The following is a 17,511-nucleotide window of genomic DNA, read 5'->3' on the forward strand; positions in this document are numbered from 1 at the left end:
GATATCACCGCACATCCACCCAGCGCTTTTCCGCGAACGATCTCGCCATGGCGTGCACGGTGCGCTCGATCTCCAGCCCCTGCGCAAACTCGATGAGCCGCGCCGGTCTGCCGGCGAGCCGCGTCAGCAATTCGTGGCACTCGATGATCTTGAGGTCGTTGAAGCCGAGATTGTGGCCGGGCGCCGGCAGGAAAGCGTCGTAGGGCCTGTGATGCGGCGCCATCAGGATGGTGCGATAGCCCTGCTCGGTCGGGCGATCTGCGGTGACATAGAGCTGGATTTCGTTCATCCGCTCCTGGTCGAACAGGATCGACCCCTTGGAGCCGAAAATCTGGATGGCGATGCGGCCCTTGCGGCCCCAGGCCGAGCGGTTGACCTGCAGCGTGCCGGCCATGCCGTTTTCCAGATGCATCAAGACGCTGGCGATATCATAGGTCTCGACCGCTCGGCGCCCGCCGCTAGCCACCTTGCGGTCGGCATAGGGCTTGGCCATGTCGCAGATGACGCTGGCGACGCGGCCGAACAGCGCCGAGACCAGTGACAGCGGGTGCACGGCGAAATCATCGAGCGCGCCATAGCCGGAAGCGGCCTCGTGCTTCCAGAAGAACAGCGCCTCGGGGTCGGCCATGAAATCCTCGTCCATCTCGATGCGCAGGTGGTTGACCTCGCCGATGATCTTCTCGTCGAGCAGCGCGCCGATGTGGCGGATGGCCGGGCTCTGGATGTAATTGTAGCCAAGCGCCGCGACCTTGCCGGACTTCTTTGCCGCCGCTGCCATCGCCTCGGCTTCGGCAAAGCTCGGCGCCATCGGCTTTTCGCACCACAGATGCTTGCCGGCCTCCAGAATCGCGATGGCCATTTCGGGATGGAACTGGTTGGGCGTGGTCAGCGAGACGATGTCGACCTCAGGATCGTTGACGACGGCGCGCCAGTCGCCTGAGGCCTTGGCGAAGCCGAACTCGCTTGCCTTGCGTTTTGCGAGCTCCTCATTGACCTCGCCGAGATGGACGAGCCGTGGCTTGGCCACATCCGGAAAGACGGCACCGACAGCGCTCCAGGCGATGGCGTGACACTTGCCCATGAAACCCGTGCCGATAAGACCGACGCCGACCATTTTTTCCTCCCAATGCCTCAAGCTATCGGTGGATGAATTAGTCCATTTTTTCCCGGAATGGAATGTCTGCCTCATTTTTATTGGTGTTCTTGCGCAGGCTCGCTATGATGGGGCACAGAGGATGCTTCACGCATGAGCTTGGACGGGCCGACGATGGACGAACGGGTACCTCGCGACTTCGAGACGCTTCGCGCCACGATCCTGGACCGGCGCGAAAGCCTGCCCAAGCGCATCGCCCAGATCGCCGCCTATGCGCTCGACAATCCCGACGATATCGCCTTCGGCACCGCCGCCAGCATCGCCGCCTCGGCCGGCGTGCAGCCTTCGACCCTAATCCGTTTTGCCCAGCAGCTTGGCTTCGACGGTTTCACCAGCCTGCAGCAGGTGTTCCGCGAGCGGCTGCGCGAGCGCAACTCGTCCTATGACGAGCGCTTGCAGGCGCTGCGCGCAAAGGCCGAGGGTGGCGCCGGCCACCGGGCGATCTTCGACGGCTTCGTCGCCGCCGCCAGCACCTCGCTCAACGACATTTCCCGCACCCTGGATGACGCGCATCTGGAAGATGCGATTGCGCTGCTGGCAAAGGCGCAGACCATCTATGTCTTGGCCAAGCGGCGCTCCTATCCGGTGGCGACCTACATCGCCTATGCCTTGGGCAAATTGAAGATCCGCAACCAGTTGATCGAATCGGCGGCCGGGCTGAACGCCGAGATGATCAGTTTCGCCACGCCGGCGGATGCCGTCATCGCCATCAGTTTCTCGCCCTATGCGCCGGCCACGATCGAGGAGGCGCGCACCATTTCGGAACAGGGCGTGCCGATCGTCGCCATCACCGACAGCGCGTTTTCGCCGCTGGCGCAGTTCGCTAAGGTCTGGTTCGAGGTTGCCGAGGCGGATTTCGCCGGCTTCCGTTCGCTGTCGGCAACGATGGCGCTGGCCATGGCGCTGACCGTCGGTGTCGGCGAGAAGCGGCGCGACGCAGGCCGCAAGCGCAAGGCCTGATCGGTCACACCAGAAAGGCACTTTTCAACCGGGGAATGCTCATTCCATATTGACTATGGATTGGAATTATTATTTCATATTGCCGGCGCCACGCTGCCGCTCGCGCGTGTTACCCAAACAATGTTGTCCATGACAACAAGACTGACGGGAGGTTCCAATGAGCGAAGCCGTGGACGCCAAACAGGCGCCGCTCGACGTCATCACCATCGGCCGCGCTTCCGTCGACCTCTATGGCCAGCAGATCGGCTCGCGGCTGGAAGACATCACCTCCTTCGCCAAGTCGGTCGGCGGCTGCCCGGCCAACATTTCGGTAGGCACGGCCAGGCTCGGCCTACGCTCGGCGCTGCTGACGCGCGTCGGCGATGAGCAGATGGGCCGCTTCATTCGTGAACAGCTGAAACGCGAAGGCGTCAACACCGACGGGTTGAAGACCGACAAGGAACGGTTGACGGCGCTGGTGCTGCTGTCGGTCGAAAGCGAAGGCGTTTCGCCGATGATCTTTTACCGCACCGACTGCGCCGACATGGCGCTGGCGCCGGAAGACATTGACGAGGCCTTCATCGCCTCGGCGCGCTCGATCGTCGTCACCGGCACGCATTTTTCCCGCCCCAACAGCGACGCCGCCCAACGCAAGGCGATCCGCATCATGAAGGCCAGGGGTGGCAAGGTGGTGTTCGACATCGACTATCGGCCCAATCTCTGGGGCCTTGCCGGCCATGCCGAAGGGTTCGAGCGCTATGTCAAATCGGACCGGGTTTCAGCCCAGTTGAAGACCGTGCTGCCTGATTGCGATCTCATCGTCGGCACCGAGGAAGAGATCATGATCGCGTCGGGTGCCGATGACTGCCTGAGCGCGCTGAAGACGATCCGCTCGCTGTCGTCGGCCACCATCGTCTTGAAACGCGGCGCCATGGGCTGCATCGTCTATGACGGACCGATCAGCGACGATCTCGAGGACGGTGTCGTCGGCAAGGGTTTCCCGATCGAGATCTACAATGTGCTGGGCGCAGGTGACGCCTTCATGTCCGGCTTCCTGCGCGGCTGGCTGGGTGGCGAAGACCATGCCACGGCGGCGACCTGGGCCAATGCCTGCGGCGCCTTTGCCGTGTCGCGGCTGCTCTGCGCACCGGAATATCCGACCTTCGAGGAGTTGCAGTTCTTCCTCAAGAACGGCAGCAAGCATCTCGCCCTGCGCAAGGACGAGGCGATCAACCACATCCATTGGGCGACGACGCGTCGGCGCGACATTCCCTCGATGATGGCGCTCGCCTGCGATCACCGTGTGCAACTCGAGGACGTCGCGGCCAAGACCGGCGCCGATCCGGCACGCATCCGCGATTTCAAGGTGCTGGCGGTCAAGGCGGCGGCGAAAGTCGCCGCAGGCCGTGATGGCTACGGCATGCTGATCGACGAGAAACATGGCCGCGAAGCGATGTTCGAATTCGCCAGGCATCCCTTTGCCTGGCTCGGGCGCCCGGTGGAACTGCCGGGCTCGCGGCCACTGCGTTTCGAATTCTCGCAGGATATCGGCTCGCAGCTTACCGAATGGCCTGTCGATCACTGCATCAAATGCCTGTGCTTCTACCATCCCGACGATCCGGCAGCACTGAAGGAAGAACAGCAGCAGAAGCTGCGCACGCTGTTCGAGGCGGCGCGGAAAGTCGGCCGGGAACTGCTCATCGAGATCATCGCCGGCAAGCACGGCAAGCTCGACGACACGACCATTCCGCGCGCGCTGGAGGAACTCTATGCGCTCGGCATCAAGCCCGACTGGTGGAAGCTCGAGCCGCAGGCGTCGAGCGCCGCATGGGCCAAGATCGAAGCGGTCATCCTGAAGCATGATCCGTGGTGCCGTGGCATCGTGCTGCTTGGCCTGGAAGCGCCGCAGGACGAGCTGGAGGCGGCTTTCGCCGCCACTGCCAAGGCGCCGATCGTCAAGGGGTTTGCCGTCGGCCGCACCATCTTCGTCCACGCGGCCGAAGAGTGGCTGGCCGGAAGGATGTCGGATGACGAGGCCGTCGTCGACATGGCCTCGCGCTTCGAACAGTTGACCGAGGCGTGGCTTGCCGCGCGTGGCCGTAAAGCAGCATAAAGGCGCGGCAGAGGACTGCGGAGGAAACCACCATGAGCAAGACAATCCGCCTGACGATGGCGCAGGCGTTGACCCGCTTCCTGTCCCGCCAGATGACCGAGATCGACGGCAAGACAGTGCCTATCTTCGGCGGTGTCTGGGCGATCTTCGGCCATGGCAATGTCGCCGGCATCGGCGAGGCGCTCTACCAGGTGCGCGACGAACTGCCGACGTTCCGCGCCCACAATGAACAGGCGATGGCACATGCGGCGATCGCCTACGCCAAGGCCAATTTCCGCCGCCGCTTCATGGCCGCGACCTCTTCGATCGGCCCCGGCGCGCTCAACATGGTGACGGCGGCAGCACTTGCGCATGTCAACCGGCTGCCTGTGCTGTTTCTGCCCGGCGATGTCTTCGCCAACCGCGTCCCCGACCCGGTGCTGCAGCAGGCCGAGGACTTTTCCGACGGCACGGCGACGGTCAATGACTGCTTCCGTCCGGTGTCGCGCTATTTCGACCGCATCACCCGGCCCGAGCAGATCATACCGGCACTGAGCCGTGCGATGGCTGTGCTGACCGATCCGGCCGAGTGCGGCCCGGTGACGCTGTCGCTCTGCCAGGACGTCCAGGCCGAGGCCTACGACTATCCCGAGAGTTTTTTCGCCGAACGCGTCTGGCACCAGCGCCGGCCACGCCCGGACCGCCACGAGCTTGCCGCAGCGGTGGCTGCGCTGAAGGGTGCGAAGAAGCCGCTGGTGATCGCCGGCGGCGGCGTTCTCTATTCGCAGGCCTCCGATGAGCTGGCCAAATTCGTCGAGGGCGCGGGCATTCCGGTTTGCGAAACGCAAGGCGGCAAATCCTCACTGCCCGACACGCATCCGCTCAACATGGCGGCGGTCGGCGTCACCGGCACTTCGGCCGCCAACCGGCTGGCGGAAGAGGCCGATGTCGTGCTGGCCATAGGCACGCGTTTGCAGGATTTCACCACCGGCTCATGGGCGCTGTTCAAGAATTCCGGCAAGACCATAATCGGCTTGAACGTGCAGCCTTTCGATGCCGGCAAGCATCGCGCACTGCCGCTGGTCGCGGACGCGGCCGAAGGGCTCACCGAACTTGGAGCTGCGCTGAAAGGCTGGAAAGCGCCGTCCGCCTGGACCGACAATTCGGCCACCGGCAAGAAGGCCTGGCAGGCCGATGCCGGCAAGGTGACGGCCTCGACCAACGCGGCCTTCCCCTCCGACGCGCAGGTGATCGGCGCGGTGCAGCGCGCGATGGGCTCCGGCGTGACACTGTTGCATGCCGCCGGCGGGCTGCCGGGCGAATTGCACAAGCTTTGGCAGGCCGGCGCGCCTGGCTCCTACCACGCCGAATACGGCTTCTCGACCATGGGCTACGAGATTGCCGGCGGACTCGGCACCAAGATGGCCAAGCCCGGCGAGGAGGTCGTCGTCATGATCGGCGACGGCTCCTATTTGATGCTGAATTCCGAGATCGCCACCTCGGTGATGCTTGGTTTGAAGCTTACCATCGTGCTGCTCGACAATCGTGGCTATGGCTGCATCAACCGGCTGCAGATGGCGACCGGCGGCGCCAACTTCAACAATCTCCTGAAGGACTCGCGTCACGAGATTCTGCCCGATATCGACTTTGCCGCCCATGCGGCGAGCCTGGGCGCGATTGCCGAAAAGGTGCCGTCGATCGCCGGGCTGGAAAATGCGCTGCAGAAGGCCAAGACAAACGACCGCACCACCGTTCTGGTCATCGACACCGATCCGCTGGTCTCCACCGACGCCGGCGGCACGTGGTGGGATGTGGCGGTGCCGGAAGTGTCGGCACGTCCGCAGGTGAACGCGGCGCGCAAGGCCTATGACGAGAAGCGGCAGATGCAAAGCGTTGGCGATTGACGCCAGCTGCCTTCTCCCCGTCCCTATACGGGGAGAAGGTGCCGGCAGGCGGATGAGGGGCAGCGCCAGCGGCCCAAAATGAACTGTTCTGATCTGGAGTGACGACTTGAAAGCCAAACTGGGCATGTCCCCCATCGCGTGGTGGAACGACGATCTTGCCGAACTCAGCGATGACGTGTCGCTGGAGGAATGCCTGCGCCAGTCGCGTTCGGCCGGGTTCACCGGCATGGAAATGGGCCGGCGCTTTCCCAACGACCCCAATGTCATGCTGCCGATCCTGAAAAAGGCCGATGTGACGCTGTGCGGCGGCTGGTTCTCGGGCACGCTGGTCGATGAAGACATGAGCAAGAACAAGGATCGCATCCAGCCGATGATCGACCTGTTCAAGGCGGTGAACGCGCCTTGCATCGTCTATGGCGAGGTTGGCCGCTCGATCCAGGGCGACCGTTCGAAGCCGCTCGCCACCAAGCCGAAACTCAACAGCGACGAGATGAAGGCCTATGCGAAGCGCCTGACCGAATTCGGCGAATGGTGCGCCGAACAAGGCATGCCGTTGTCCTATCACCACCACATGGCGGCGGTGGTCGAGACCGAGCCGGAACTCGATGCCTTCATGCGCCATTCCGGGGCCGGCATTCCGCTGCTGCTCGACGCCGGCCACCTGGCCTTTGCCGGCGGCGACGTGCTGCGCGCCATCGACAACCACCACAAGCGCATCAGCCACGTGCATGTGAAGGATGTGCGCATGGGTGTGATCGACGGGCTCGACCGCACGAAGCAATCTTTCCTCGACGCCGTGGCGCTCGGCGCCTTCACCGTGCCGGGCGACGGCTCGCTGGATTTCGGCGCCATCGTGCAGCGCTTCGCCGACCATGGCTATGAAGGCTGGTTCGTGGTCGAGGCCGAGCAGGACCCGAAGAAGAACCCGCCGCTGAAAATGGCTGAAGTCGGCCACAAGGAGCTGATGCGGGTGATGACAGCTGCCGGCTACACGGTGGAGACACAGGGCTTCCCGAATGCCTGACGCGATGGGTTCACGGCGGGGCAGGTTGCTGTAGATTGGCCCGATGAAAGATTCCGAGCACCCGTTCTTCCGCCCGCTGTGGCGTCGTGTCGCCGTCGTCGCGGTGTGTGTCATCTGGTCGATCATCGAGTTCGCCACCGGCACGCCGTTCTGGGGCGTCATCGCGCTGGGCTTTGCCGGCTATGGCGTCTGGCAGTTTTTTTATCTCTACAATCCGGTCGACGAGGTGAAGCCCCCGGTCGAGACCGAACCGAAGGAGTAACCCGATGTCGAAACTGCTCGTCAAAGCCGACAAGGGCCATGGCCGCGTTGCCCATGTGACGCCGAAGACCGCCGGCTGGACCTATGTCGGTTTCGACCTGCACCGGCTGCGGCCGGGCGAAAGCGCCTCAGGCAAAACGGACGATCGCGAAGTTTGCCTCGTGTTCGTCACCGGCAAGGGCAACGCCAAGGCCGGCGGCAAGGATCTAGGCCTGCTCGGCGAGCGCATGTCGCCCTTCGAGGGCAAGCCGTGGTCGGTCTATGTGCCCGAAGGATCGGATTGGTCGGTGACGGCAGATACCGATCTCGAACTCGCGGTCTGCTCGGCACCCGGTCTCGGTGGCGGCCTGCCGGTTCGGGTGATAGCACCGGACGATCTCGGCCAGGAGGTGCGCGGCAAGGGCACCAACACGCGCTACGTCACCAACATCCTGCCCGAAGGCAAGCCAGCCGATTCCTTGCTGGTGGTCGAGGTCATCACGCCTGGCGGCCACACGTCGAGCTATCCGCCGCACAAGCATGACCAGGACAATCTGCCAGCCGAATCCTATCTCGAGGAAACCTACTATCATCGCCTCAACCCGCCGCAGGGCTTCGCCTTCCAGCGCGTCTATACCGACGCAGACGGGAGCGGCCATCGCGCGCTCGACGAAGCCATGGCGATCGAGGATGGCGATGTCGTGCTGGTGCCCAAGGGTTATCACCCCTGCGCCGCCTGCCATGGTTATGATCTCTATTATCTCAACGTCATGGCCGGGCCGAAGCGGACGTGGAAATTCCACAATGCGCCAGAGCACGAATGGTTGATGAAGGCCTGACCGTTCTGCGTTTCCGGGTGAACTTATTGGTCCAGCTCGGGAAAATCGTCGGCTAAGGACTTCTCGGGGCGATTTGCCTTCGAAAACCCTCAGAAGCTTCGTCAATCCGTCATGGAAATCACCTATGGCAGCGAGGCTAGTGCATGTCGCCCAAAAGTGTGTAGCGGTTTTGGGGCAACGACATGCACCAAATGAAGACTTAAAGCGCGCATCGCGGCGCGCTTTAACGAGGACCTCCCATGCGTTATGCCATCTATTTCACCCCAAGGCAGGACGAACCGCTGGCGCGGATCGCCGCCAATTGGCTGGGCCGCGACCCGTTCGGCGCCGCGACGAAGCCGGTCGAGGCCGTGGCTGATCTGGCGGCAGCGGAGGTTGCCTTCCACACCGCTTCTGCCCGCCGCTATGGCTTCCACGCGACGCTGAAAGCGCCCTTCCGCCTGGCTGCCAACGAGACGGAGACCTCGCTGCGCGCCGCACTCGACCACTTTGCCGAGGCGACGCCGGTGGTGACGATCCCGCGTCTCGTCGTCAGCCAGATCGACAGCTTCTTCGCGCTGGTGCCGGAAGGCCCGCTGCCGCCGCTCAACCGCTTCGCCGACGAGGTCGTGCGCGACTTCGACCGCTTTCGCGCGCCGTTGAGCGATGCCGAGATCGAACGACGCAGCCCGGATTCGCTGAAGCCGGCCGAGTTTCGCAACCTCTGCCAATGGGGCTACCCCTATGTCTTTGAGACCTTCCGCTTCCACATGACGCTGTCCGGCCGGGCCGGGCCACAGGAAAGCCCTCGCCTGCGCGCAGCAATCGACAGCCTGTTCGCGGATATACTGCGGCAGCCGGTTCTGGTCGACGCGCTGACGCTGTTTGTCGAACCCGAGCCGGGTGCGCCGTTCATGGTGCTTTCCCAGCATGCGTTGGGACGCCGCCCCGCCAGAAAAATCGCCTGAACAAGCCCTGCCCCAAGTATCAAGGCCAAAGAATCAAAGACTGCCTGAAATGACCGCCGAGACCGTTCTTTCCAACGCCCGCATCGTGCTTGCCGACGAGATCGTCGAGGGGTCGCTGGTGCTGCGTGACGGCCTTATCGCCGGCATCGATGCAGGTGCTGGCCAAACCGGCAGGAACATGGCCGGCGAGGACATGGGCGGCGACTACATCATTCCCGGCCTGGTCGAACTGCACACCGACCATCTGGAGGGCCACTACGCGCCGCGGCCGAAAGTGCGCTGGAACCCGATCGCCGCCGTGCTTGCCCATGACGCGCAAGTGGCGACCGCCGGCATCACCACCGTACTCGACGCCTTGCGCGTCGGCATGGATGAGGACGCCGACCTGACATCGGACGACATCCGCAAGCTGGCCGACGCGATCGAGGACAGCGTGCAGCAGGATCGCCTGCGTGCCGACCACTTCCTGCATCTGCGCTGCGAGGTTTCGGCGCCGGACTGCCTCCAGGCTTTTGCCAATTTCGACGAGGACGAGCGGGTCAAGCTGGCATCGCTGATGGACCATGCGCCGGGACAGCGCCAGTTCGTCAATCTCGAAACCTATGCCTATTATTACCAGCGCAAGCTGAAGCTGACCGACCGTGACTTCAAGCTGTTCTGCGAGAAGCGGATGGGCGAATCGGCGCGCAATTCGGCACCCAACCGGGCGGTGATCGCGGCTGCCTGCCACGAGCGCGGCATCGTGCTGGCCAGCCATGACGACGCAACAATTGGCCATGTCGGCGAGGCGATCGAACAAGGCGTGCGCGTTGCCGAATTCCCGACCACGCAAGAGGCCGCCAGGGCCTCGAAAGAGGCCGGGCTCGGCGTTCTGATGGGCGCGCCCAATGTCATGCGCGGTTCCTCGCATTCGGGCAATGTTTCGGCCCGCACGCTGGCCAGCGATGGCCTGCTCGACATATTGTCATCCGACTACATTCCCTTCAGCCTTATCCAGTCCGCTTTCTTCCTCGGCGACGTGGTCGAAGGCATTTCGCTGCCGCAGGCGGTCGCGATGGTGTCGAAGAACCCGGCGGAAGCGGTTGGCCTCAACGACCGCGGCGTCATCGAGCAGGGCCGCCGCGCCGATCTGGTGCGCGTGCGCGTCGACGACCATGTTCCAGTGGTGCGCACCGTCTGGCGGCAGGGGCGCCGGGTCGCATGATGGTGTCGGCATCGATCGAGCGTGAATTGTCGGCTGAAGAGTTTCCGATTCGCCATGGCGTCTTTGTCGCCGTCGTGGGCCCCAGTGGCGCCGGCAAGGACACAGTAATTGACTATGCCCGCGCGCTTTTCGCTGATGAGACCCGGCTGGAGTTCGTCCGTCGCGTCATCACCAGGCCGAGCGATGCGGCGAGCGAGGACCACGACACGCTGGCCGACGCCGCCTTCATCGAAGCCGAGGCCGACGGCGCCTTTGCCATTTCCTGGGAAGCGCATGGCTTGCGCTATGGCCTTCCGGCCGATGTCGACTGGTCGGTCACCAATGGCCATGTCGCGGTCGCCAATGTATCGCGCGCGATTATTCCGGTGCTGCGCGAGCGCTATGCCAATCTGGCCATCGTCGAAATCACCGCCTCGCCTGATGTGCTGGCCGAACGGCTGGCGATGCGCGGCCGCGAGTCGCGCGGCGAAGTGCTGGCGCGGCTGGCACGTAGCGCCAATGTGACGCTGTCGGGCCCCGGCGTGACCTCGATCGACAACAGCGGCCCGCGCGAAGTGGCCGGCGAGCGCTTCGCCGAGCTGCTGCGCAAGGCCATGGCCTTCTCCGACATGTCGGGCCTGATCTGATTTAGCTAGGCGCGCATCTTCGAGCCTCGGCGTGTGCGGCTCGACTGGACCGAAGCACCGCTTCGCTGATGCTTCACTTGCTTTGCCACAGCTTCCGGAGCGCTATGTGGTGCTGAACGCACATGTGATTCTAGGCTACGTTTCCCGGGAAAGCCGCCCGGAGTATCCGGGGCGAACAAGACAGGACAGGAAGCCTCCATGCAGAGTCTGACACCCATTCTCTCGACGATCACGGCGGCGTTTCTCGCCTCTGTCGTCGAGGTCGTGGAAGCCTTCACCATCGTGCTTGCGGTCGGCGTGACGCGCAGCTGGCGCCCGGCACTGACAGGTGCGGCCCTGGCGCTGGCGGTGCTGGCGGCGCTGGTGCTGGCATTTGGCCCGCTGCTGGCGCTGATACCCATCACCACGCTGCAATTCGTCGTCGGGGTGCTGCTGATCCTGTTCGGCATGCGCTGGCTGCGAAAGGCCATCCTGCGCAGCGTCGGCGTCATCGCGCTGCATGACGAAGAGGCGGCCTTCGCCAAGGAGACAGCCGCCCTGAACCAGCAGGCCAATGATCGCCGCGCCGACTACCTCGCCGGACTGGCCTCGTTCAAAGCGGTGCTGCTGGAAGGCGTCGAGGTGGTGTTCATCGTGATTGCCGTCGGCGCCGCTCACGGGCAGACGCTGTACGCCGGCCTGGGCGCGCTGGCGGCCTTCATCCTGGTGATGCTCATCGGCCTGGTAATCCACCGGCCACTAGCGCGTGTGCCGGAGAATGCGCTGAAATTCGTGGTGGGGCTGATGCTCACCAGCTTCGGAATCTTCTGGACCGGTGAGGGCATCGGTGCCGACTGGCCGGGCGCCGATCTCGCTCTGCTCGCCATCTTCGCCATCGTGGCGCTGGCATCCTTTGCCATGGTGCGCTGGCTGCGCAGCACCTATCCCTTATCGGCCGGAGGGCTCGCCCGATGAACGCCATTCGTCTTGTTGCCAGGGAATTCTTCGGCATGTTCGTCGATGACGGCAATCTGGCGGTGCTCGCGCTGGTGCTGGTGGCCGCCATCGCGGCAGCGGTGAAGCTGCTTGCACTGCCGCCGCTCATCGGCGGGGCGCTGCTTCTGGTCGGCTGCCTCGCCATCCTGTTGCAAAGCGTTCGTCGCGCGGCAGGCGCGATCAAGCGGTAGCATCGACAAGCACCATCGGCCGACGTCGGAACCATGGACGTCGGATGTAAAACCTAAAATCATGGTACCGGTATCACGATAGTACAACTTCCTGCCTGAGCGATCGTAGACAGGCGAATAACATTATAATAGCATACCATTATAACTCGTAGAGGAACCGCTAAATCCCGGGTTTGCAAGGGATGGCAGCGGGCGAGACCGATCTGTTTCAAATCCTTGGGCGGCCAGCGCCCCGCACGAGCGATGTCGACACGAGGCGCCCAAAATGCATGGGAGGAAAACATGCGGACTTTCCTGAGAGGAGCCGGCGTTCTGCTGGTGCTGGCGCTGTCGGCGTTGATGCCGTCCATCGCGTCAGCCCAATCGGTCGAGGATATCATCTCGCGCGGCAAGCTGGTCGTCGCCATCGACACAACGACGCCGCCCTACGGATTTCTCGACGCCAATCTGAAGCCGACCGGTTTCGACATCGAGGTCGCCAACAAGATGGGCGAGGCGCTCGGCGTTCCCGTCGAATTCGTCACCGTCACCTCGCCCGGCCGTATCCCGGCGCTGCTGACCAAGCAGGTCGATGCGGTGATCTCGATCTTCTCGATCACGCCCGCGCGTGCCATCCAGATCGACTATTCGATCCCCTATGCCGGCCAGTCGGCGGTGGTGATCGCGCCGAAGAGCACCAGCATCAAGGGCGTCGCCGACCTGCTCGGCAAGAAGGTTGGCCTGACGCGCGGCACCGGCGAGGACGGGCTGCTGACCAAGGCCGCTGAAACCAATCCAGGCATCGAGATCCTGCGCTTCGACGACTATTCCTCGCTGCTACAGGCAATGGTGTCTGGCCAGATCGATGCCATGGGTGGCGGCGACTATGGCGAGATCTATTTGAAGAAGGCCCAGAATGGCGACGCCTTCGAGCAGAAATACGTGCTGAAAACCTTCTATTTCGGCATCGGCGTCGCCAAGGGCAACGACAATCTGCGCCAGTGGATCAACACCTGGCTGTTCACAATGAAGACCGACGGCACGCTGGACGCGCTGTCGATGAAATACCGGAACCAGCCACTGCCGGTGCTGCCTGTCTTCTGATCACGCATCCGGAGTCGGGCGGGGCCGGATCGGCCCCGCCTCCTTGACCTCGTGACGGAATGTCCATGCAAACCGCCCTGCAATTCGGCCCGATCCTGGTCCATCTCGACCTGCTGCTACGCGGGTTGGAGAAGACCATCCAGCTGGCGGCGCTGTCGATCCTGTTCGGCACCGCCATCGGCGTTCTCGGCGCCGTCGGCCGCAGTTTCGGGCCGCGTTTCCTGTCGTGGCCGATCGCCTGCTATGTCGAGCTGATCCGCAACACGCCGCTTTTGATCCAACTCTATTTCGTGTTCTTTTCGCTGCCGCTGTTCGGCTTCAAGCTGTCGAGCACCACGGCGGCCGTCGTCGCGCTCTCAATCCATCTCGGCGCCTATGCCACCGAGATATTGCGCGCCGGCATCGAGGCCATTCCGGAAGGGCAGATCGAGGCGGCCAAGTCGCTCGGCCTCAGCCGCTACCGCATCATCCGTCATGTCGTGCTGGTGCCGGCGGCGCGCGCGGTCTACCCGTCGCTATCGGCGCAGTTCATCCTGCAGATCATGGGCACCTCGATCGTCGGGGCTATCGCGGCCGAGGAACTGACGGCGGTTGCCAACAACCTCGTCATGCAGACCTTCCGGAGCTTCGAGGTCTACATCATCATCGCGGTCATCTATTTCGTGCTCGTGCAGGCCGCCAGCCTGCTGTTTGCCGGCATCGGCAAGCTCATGTTCCGCTGGAAGGTCTAAACCATGAGCCTGCGCGATTTCGGCCCCAATGAATTGATGTTCCTGCTCTTGGCGACGCGCTGGACGATCCTGCTGGCGCTCATCGCCTTTGCCGGCGGCGGCCTGATCGGCCTCGTGGTGGCGGCGATCCGGGTGGCGCCGGCGCGGCCGCTGCGCTGGCTGGCCGCCTTCTACACCCAGTTCTTCATGGGCACGCCGATCCTGATCCAGCTGTTCATGGCTTATTACGGATCTTCGTTCCTTGGCTACCGGCCGGACCCGTGGGTGGCTGCGGCGGTGACATTCTCGCTCAATGGCGGCGCCTTCTTCGGCGAGATTTTTCGTGGTGCCATCGAGGCGATCCCCAAGGGGCAGTGGGAAGCAGCGACCGCGCTCGGCTTCCGCTTTGTCAGGACGCTGCGGCTGGTGATCATCCCGCAGGCGGTACGGCTGATGCTGCCGCCAACCGTTGGCTTCATGGTCCAGATCGTCAAGACGACGTCCATCGCCTCGCTGATCGGGCTGACCGAGCTTGCCCGCGCCGCCACGCAGGTCAACACCGTCACCTTCCAGCCGGTGATGGTGTTCGGCACGGTGTCGATCATCTACTTCGCACTCTGCTGGCCGCTGTCGCTCTATGCCGGCCACCTCGAGCGTCGTTTCGCTACCGGAACGATGCGCAAGGCCGAGTCGCCGTTGGTCATGTCCGCTATCTGAGCGAGCCCATCAGCCCTTGAAGGCCGGCAGCGTCAGACCCTTGACGCCGACATCGAGCGCGAACAATCCGCCTGGATTCTGCTGGCCGATGAAGTGGCTGTTGGGGCGCTTAAGCACGGCAGACGTGACGTAGAGAATGTCGAGGTCCTTGCCGCCGAATTCACAGCAGGTTGGCAGGTCGGTCGGCAGCAGCACGGTCTGCATCAGCCGGCCATCGGCGTCGTAACGGCAGACCTTGCTGGTCACCGGGATGGTCACCCAGTAGCAGCCCTCGGCGTCCACCGTAGCGCCATCGGCGACGCCGCCGGTCACCGTCATGTCGATGAAGGTGCGGCGGTTCTCGATGTCGCCGGTAGCAGGATCGAAATCATAGGCCCACACCGCGCCGGCATGGCTGTCGGAGAAGTACATGGTTTTCGAATCCGGGCTCCAGGCGAGACCGTTGGAGCAGCCAATGCCGTCGATCATCTTGTGGACCGACAGATCGGGATCGAGCCTATAGAGCGCGCCGATGAATTCGATCGGCTTGCCTGGCACTTCGAACATCGAGCCCGACCAGAAGCGGCCCTGGCGATCCGGCTTGCCGTCGTTGAAGCGGGTTGCCGGCATATGGGATTCCGGGTCGACGATCGGCTCGAATTTGCCGGTCACCGGGTCGAAGAAGTGGAAACCGTTGGTCATGGTCAGCACCAGACCGCCTTTTTCGCGCAGGCCGAGGCAACCGAGATATTCCGGCGTGGCGAAGACTTCGTCCTTGCCGGTAGCGGGATCGTAGCGGTGGATCAGCTTCTTCCAGATGTCGATCCACCACAGCACGCCGGCTTGCGGGTCCCAAAGCGTGCCTTCGCCGAGTTCGGCCCTGGCGTCGACGACACAAGAGATTTCGACCATGGTCAGCTCTCCTTTCTGCGCAGCCTGCCGCCGAGGCCGGCGAAGGTTTCGCTGCCGATCGAGACGGTGAGCAAGATAACCGCGCCATAGACGATGAGCAGTGCCCCGCTCGACAGGTTCAGCGCCGGCAAAAGACCGGTCAGGATGGTCAGCACCATGGCGCCGGCGACGGTGCCGAGATAATGCCCGCTGCCGCCGAGGATGGAGGCGCCGCCGATCGCCACCGCGGCGATCGAGGTGAACAGATAGGCGTCGCCCATGCCGAGATAGGCCTGGCCGGAATAACCGGTCAAAAGCATGCCGGCGAAGGCGGCGGTCAGGCCCGAGATGACATAGGTCAGGATGGTGGTGCGCGCTGTCGGCACGCCAGAGAATTCCGCCACCGTGGCGCTGGTGCCGAGCGCATAGAGATGCCGGCCGAACGCCGCCTTGGAGAGCAGCAGCGTCGCAACGAGAGTCAGCGCCAGCCAGATCAGCGCGATGACCGGAAAGCCACCGATGCGCCCGACCGACAGGAACTGGATCAAGGCCGGCGCCGAGGGCGTCGGCGAGCCGCCGGTCAGCACCAGGATCAGGCCTTGCAGGATGACGTTGGTGGCTAGCGTCATGATGATCGGCGGCACGCCGAACTGGGCGACGCCGACACCGTTGATCAGGCCGATGAAGGCGCCACCGGCGAGCAGCAACGGCATGACCCAGACCAGCGGCAGGTCCTGGCCGCCGCACAGCAGCGCCATGATAATCGCTGCCGAATTGAGCACCCAGGGCACCGAGAGGTCGATGCCGCCGCCGATGATGACGAACGTCTGGCCGAGCGCGACAATGCCGACGAAGGCCGCCAGCACGACGGTCGAGCGCATGTTGGAGACCGAGAGGAAGCCCGGTGAGAACAAAGCCGTGACCAGGAGCAGCACGACCATGCCGGCATAGGCAAGCACGATGAGGCGATTGCGGGCGAGGAAAGCGCTCATTGGACGCGGTTCCTGGCGGCCTTTTCGGCAACGGAACTGGCCAGCACCGAAAGCAGCAGGATGACGCCGGACGCGACCGGCTGCCAGTAGCTCGACACATGCAGGACGAAGACGAGGTTGCCGATCAGCGTCAGCACGAAGGCGCCGATCAGCGTGCCGGCGAGATGGCCACGGCCGCCAAACAGGCTGACGCCGCCGATGACCGCCGCCGCCACTGAAGGCAAGATATAGTCCTTGCCGATGGTCGGCGACCCCGCGCCGGTCTGCGTCACCAGGAACAGCGCCGCGCCAGCGGCGAACAGACCGGAGAGGCCGTAGGTGACGAGATTGACTCTTGTGATCGAGACACCGGACAGGAAGGCCGATTTCTCGTTGGAGCCTGCCGCCTGGATGGTGATGCCGACGCGCGTCGCACGGAACCACCACCAGAACAGCAGCAAAGCCAGCAGCATCCAGACCGGGCTGGTCAAGCCAAAGAGCTGCGCAGAGGCGAAGCCGACCCACCAGACGGGGATGCTGCCGCCATCGGTCGGCAGGATGATCATGGCGACGCCGTTGAGGATCGACCAGGTGGCGAGCGTGACAAGGAAGGGCTGCAGCTTGAGCAGCGAGATCAGCAGGCCGTTGAGCGCGCCGATCAGGAAGCCGAGCGCCAGAATGATCAACGTCCAAAGTGCGGTCGTCGACGGATCGTCGGTGAAGCGTGTCGCCGCGATCACCGTGCCAAGGCTGATCATGCCGCCGATCGACAGATCGATGCCGCCGCGCACCAGCACGATGGTCTGGCCGGTCGCCGCAAGCATCAGCGTCATCGCCGCCGCCGTGTCGAGGTTGATCTCATCGAGCGTGAAGACGCCGGACTGCAAGCTGCCATAGATGGCAACGATAAGCGCCAGCATCAGACAGGCGACCAGGAACGGCGCACGGTCGAGCAAGCGGCCGCGCCAGTCGATACCCGGCCTGGCTTGTTTCTCTTCAGCTGGCCTTTGCGCCATCTCCAACGGT

18 protein-coding genes are annotated in these 17,511 nt (G+C 63.7%); 14 read left to right on the forward strand and 4 right to left on the reverse strand.

Annotation, left to right across the window (positions count from 1 at the left end):
- Nucleotides 1–4 precede the first annotated feature (4 nt).
- Nucleotides 5–1,114: a Gfo/Idh/MocA family protein gene (locus A3A9_RS0130025; protein WP_027061942.1), complete on the reverse strand. Its 1,110-nt coding sequence runs from the start codon at nt 1,112–1,114 to the stop codon at nt 5–7.
- A 153-nt stretch (nt 1,115–1,267) separates the two neighbouring features.
- On the opposite strand from A3A9_RS0130025, the gene A3A9_RS0130030 reads away from it, so the two are divergent.
- The 14 genes from A3A9_RS0130030 (at nt 1,268) to A3A9_RS0130095 (ending at nt 14,644) form a co-directional block, all read left to right on the forward strand.
- A complete protein-coding gene (locus A3A9_RS0130030) occupies nt 1,268–2,113 on the forward strand; it encodes a MurR/RpiR family transcriptional regulator (RefSeq protein WP_027061943.1) in 846 nt (281 codons plus the stop codon).
- Between the two features lie 157 nt (nt 2,114–2,270).
- Nucleotides 2,271–4,205 (forward strand): bifunctional 5-dehydro-2-deoxygluconokinase/5-dehydro-2-deoxyphosphogluconate aldolase, encoded by a 1,935-nt coding sequence (locus tag A3A9_RS0130035; protein ID WP_027061944.1) that lies wholly within the window; start codon nt 2,271–2,273, stop codon nt 4,203–4,205.
- 32 nt (nt 4,206–4,237) lie between these two features.
- On the forward strand, nt 4,238–6,088 hold the full coding sequence (gene iolD, locus A3A9_RS0130040; protein ID WP_027061945.1) for a 3D-(3,5/4)-trihydroxycyclohexane-1,2-dione acylhydrolase (decyclizing): 1,851 nt from the start codon (nt 4,238–4,240) through the stop codon (nt 6,086–6,088).
- A 106-nt stretch (nt 6,089–6,194) separates the two neighbouring features.
- Entirely contained in the window at nt 6,195–7,112 is a 918-nt protein-coding gene (gene iolE, locus A3A9_RS0130045; RefSeq protein ID WP_027061946.1) for a myo-inosose-2 dehydratase, read from the forward strand.
- A 43-nt stretch (nt 7,113–7,155) separates the two neighbouring features.
- A complete protein-coding gene (locus tag A3A9_RS0130050; protein WP_027061947.1) occupies nt 7,156–7,374 on the forward strand; it encodes a hypothetical protein in 219 nt (72 codons plus the stop codon).
- A 4-nt stretch (nt 7,375–7,378) separates the two neighbouring features.
- On the forward strand, nt 7,379–8,191 hold the full coding sequence (gene iolB / locus A3A9_RS0130055; RefSeq protein WP_027061948.1) for a 5-deoxy-glucuronate isomerase: 813 nt from the start codon (nt 7,379–7,381) through the stop codon (nt 8,189–8,191).
- A 239-nt stretch (nt 8,192–8,430) separates the two neighbouring features.
- The gene (locus A3A9_RS0130060) at nt 8,431–9,138 is read left to right on the forward strand and encodes a DUF1045 domain-containing protein (protein WP_027061949.1); all 708 of its coding nucleotides are present in this window, start codon (nt 8,431–8,433) and stop codon (nt 9,136–9,138) included.
- Between the two features lie 49 nt (nt 9,139–9,187).
- On the forward strand, nt 9,188–10,342 hold the full coding sequence (locus tag A3A9_RS0130065; protein WP_027061950.1) for an alpha-D-ribose 1-methylphosphonate 5-triphosphate diphosphatase: 1,155 nt from the start codon (nt 9,188–9,190) through the stop codon (nt 10,340–10,342).
- Nucleotides 10,339–10,968: a phosphonate metabolism protein/1,5-bisphosphokinase (PRPP-forming) PhnN gene (gene phnN, locus A3A9_RS0130070; protein ID WP_027061951.1), complete on the forward strand. Its 630-nt coding sequence runs from the start codon at nt 10,339–10,341 to the stop codon at nt 10,966–10,968. The genes A3A9_RS0130065 and phnN overlap by 4 nt, the downstream gene beginning before the upstream one ends.
- Nucleotides 10,969–11,166: 198 nt before the next feature.
- Nucleotides 11,167–11,922 carry a COG4280 domain-containing protein gene (locus A3A9_RS0130075; RefSeq protein ID WP_027061952.1) on the forward strand — a complete coding sequence of 252 codons (756 nt, stop codon included), beginning with the start codon at nt 11,167–11,169 and terminating at the stop codon, nt 11,920–11,922.
- On the forward strand, nt 11,919–12,134 hold the full coding sequence (locus A3A9_RS0130080; protein WP_027061953.1) for a hypothetical protein: 216 nt from the start codon (nt 11,919–11,921) through the stop codon (nt 12,132–12,134). Before A3A9_RS0130075 ends, A3A9_RS0130080 begins: the two co-directional genes overlap by 4 nt.
- A gap of 282 nt (nt 12,135–12,416) precedes the next feature.
- Entirely contained in the window at nt 12,417–13,217 is an 801-nt protein-coding gene (locus A3A9_RS0130085; RefSeq protein WP_027061954.1) for a transporter substrate-binding domain-containing protein, read from the forward strand.
- Nucleotides 13,218–13,282: 65 nt separating this feature from the next.
- Complete coding sequence (locus tag A3A9_RS0130090) at nt 13,283–13,948, forward strand: amino acid ABC transporter permease (protein WP_027061955.1); 666 nt, start codon at nt 13,283–13,285, stop codon at nt 13,946–13,948.
- Between the two features lie 3 nt (nt 13,949–13,951).
- Nucleotides 13,952–14,644 (forward strand): amino acid ABC transporter permease, encoded by a 693-nt coding sequence (locus A3A9_RS0130095; protein WP_027061956.1) that lies wholly within the window; start codon nt 13,952–13,954, stop codon nt 14,642–14,644.
- Nucleotides 14,645–14,653: 9 nt separating this feature from the next.
- On the opposite strand, the gene A3A9_RS0130100 is transcribed toward A3A9_RS0130095, so the two are convergent.
- Genes A3A9_RS0130100 through A3A9_RS0130110 form a run of 3 tightly spaced genes read right to left on the reverse strand, consistent with a single transcriptional unit; the run spans nt 14,654 to nt 17,501 of the window.
- Entirely contained in the window at nt 14,654–15,535 is an 882-nt protein-coding gene (locus A3A9_RS0130100; RefSeq protein WP_027061957.1) for an SMP-30/gluconolactonase/LRE family protein, read from the reverse strand.
- Nucleotides 15,536–15,537: 2 nt separating this feature from the next.
- Complete coding sequence (locus tag A3A9_RS0130105; RefSeq protein WP_027061958.1) at nt 15,538–16,506, reverse strand: ABC transporter permease; 969 nt, start codon at nt 16,504–16,506, stop codon at nt 15,538–15,540.
- On the reverse strand, nt 16,503–17,501 hold the full coding sequence (locus A3A9_RS0130110; RefSeq protein ID WP_245279152.1) for an ABC transporter permease: 999 nt from the start codon (nt 17,499–17,501) through the stop codon (nt 16,503–16,505). The genes A3A9_RS0130105 and A3A9_RS0130110 overlap by 4 nt, the downstream gene beginning before the upstream one ends.
- Nucleotides 17,502–17,511 lie beyond the last annotated feature (10 nt).

It is taken from the genome of Mesorhizobium loti CJ3sym, from assembly GCF_000472785.1.
GTDB lineage: Bacteria > Pseudomonadota > Alphaproteobacteria > Rhizobiales > Rhizobiaceae > Mesorhizobium > Mesorhizobium loti_E.

Bases quoted from the DNA above. Each gene is read 5' to 3' on its own strand.
- A3A9_RS0130050 (WP_027061947.1), top strand. From the start codon at position 7,156: ATGAAAGATTCCGAGCACCCGTTCTTCCGCCCGCTGTGGCGTCGTGTC.
- A3A9_RS0130110 (WP_245279152.1), bottom strand. From the start codon at position 17,501: ATGGCGCAAAGGCCAGCTGAAGAGAAACAAGCCAGGCCGGGTATCGAC.
- iolD (WP_027061945.1), top strand. From the start codon at position 4,238: ATGAGCAAGACAATCCGCCTGACGATGGCGCAGGCGTTGACCCGCTTC.
- A3A9_RS0130095 (WP_027061956.1), top strand. From the start codon at position 13,952: ATGAGCCTGCGCGATTTCGGCCCCAATGAATTGATGTTCCTGCTCTTG.
- A3A9_RS0130105 (WP_027061958.1), bottom strand. From the start codon at position 16,506: ATGAGCGCTTTCCTCGCCCGCAATCGCCTCATCGTGCTTGCCTATGCC.
- A3A9_RS0130080 (WP_027061953.1), top strand. From the start codon at position 11,919: ATGAACGCCATTCGTCTTGTTGCCAGGGAATTCTTCGGCATGTTCGTC.
- A3A9_RS0130025 (WP_027061942.1), bottom strand. From the start codon at position 1,114: ATGGTCGGCGTCGGTCTTATCGGCACGGGTTTCATGGGCAAGTGTCAC.
- A3A9_RS0130100 (WP_027061957.1), bottom strand. From the start codon at position 15,535: ATGGTCGAAATCTCTTGTGTCGTCGACGCCAGGGCCGAACTCGGCGAA.
- iolB (WP_027061948.1), top strand. From the start codon at position 7,379: ATGTCGAAACTGCTCGTCAAAGCCGACAAGGGCCATGGCCGCGTTGCC.
- A3A9_RS0130085 (WP_027061954.1), top strand. From the start codon at position 12,417: ATGCGGACTTTCCTGAGAGGAGCCGGCGTTCTGCTGGTGCTGGCGCTG.
- A3A9_RS0130035 (WP_027061944.1), top strand. From the start codon at position 2,271: ATGAGCGAAGCCGTGGACGCCAAACAGGCGCCGCTCGACGTCATCACC.
- A3A9_RS0130030 (WP_027061943.1), top strand. From the start codon at position 1,268: ATGGACGAACGGGTACCTCGCGACTTCGAGACGCTTCGCGCCACGATC.
- A3A9_RS0130090 (WP_027061955.1), top strand. From the start codon at position 13,283: ATGCAAACCGCCCTGCAATTCGGCCCGATCCTGGTCCATCTCGACCTG.
- A3A9_RS0130065 (WP_027061950.1), top strand. From the start codon at position 9,188: ATGACCGCCGAGACCGTTCTTTCCAACGCCCGCATCGTGCTTGCCGAC.
- A3A9_RS0130075 (WP_027061952.1), top strand. From the start codon at position 11,167: ATGCAGAGTCTGACACCCATTCTCTCGACGATCACGGCGGCGTTTCTC.
- A3A9_RS0130060 (WP_027061949.1), top strand. From the start codon at position 8,431: ATGCGTTATGCCATCTATTTCACCCCAAGGCAGGACGAACCGCTGGCG.
- phnN (WP_027061951.1), top strand. From the start codon at position 10,339: ATGATGGTGTCGGCATCGATCGAGCGTGAATTGTCGGCTGAAGAGTTT.